This is a genomic window from Gilliamella sp. Pas-s27 (assembly GCF_009795865.1).
GTDB lineage: Bacteria > Pseudomonadota > Gammaproteobacteria > Enterobacterales > Orbaceae > Gilliamella.
The window spans coordinates 1-261 of sequence record NZ_WTEW01000151.1 but is presented as its reverse complement, the minus strand read 5'-3'; the positions used below and the strand labels follow the sequence as shown (position 1 = coordinate 261).

Annotated in this window: 1 protein-coding gene; it reads right to left on the bottom strand. The window is 29.1% G+C overall.

What is annotated here, in order from left to right; genetic code table 11:
* A partial coding sequence (locus tag GQ589_RS12650) for a DUF6708 domain-containing protein (protein ID WP_370519450.1) occupies positions 1-230 on the bottom strand: 230 nt, incomplete at its 3' end.
* Between the last annotated feature and the right edge of the window lie 31 nt (positions 231-261).

Below are 261 nucleotides of genomic sequence, written 5' to 3'. Positions count from 1 at the left end.
TCTTTAACCGTTATCTCTTTAGCTCTAAAGGGTGAACGAGTAAAAGTAGCCCATGATCCTAGATATAAGATGAAATGTTCATAAAGAGAAATTTTCCCTGTTTTACGATTTAAGCGTATTGGGCAATCTTCTGGCATGAATAAAGTTGTTAGAAAAATTTGAAGTACAACAAAGCTAATAAAAATAATTCCCAAAAAAATAAATAAAATATCTATCCCCCTTAACTGCATGATATTAATATCATAAAAACTTACAAATACT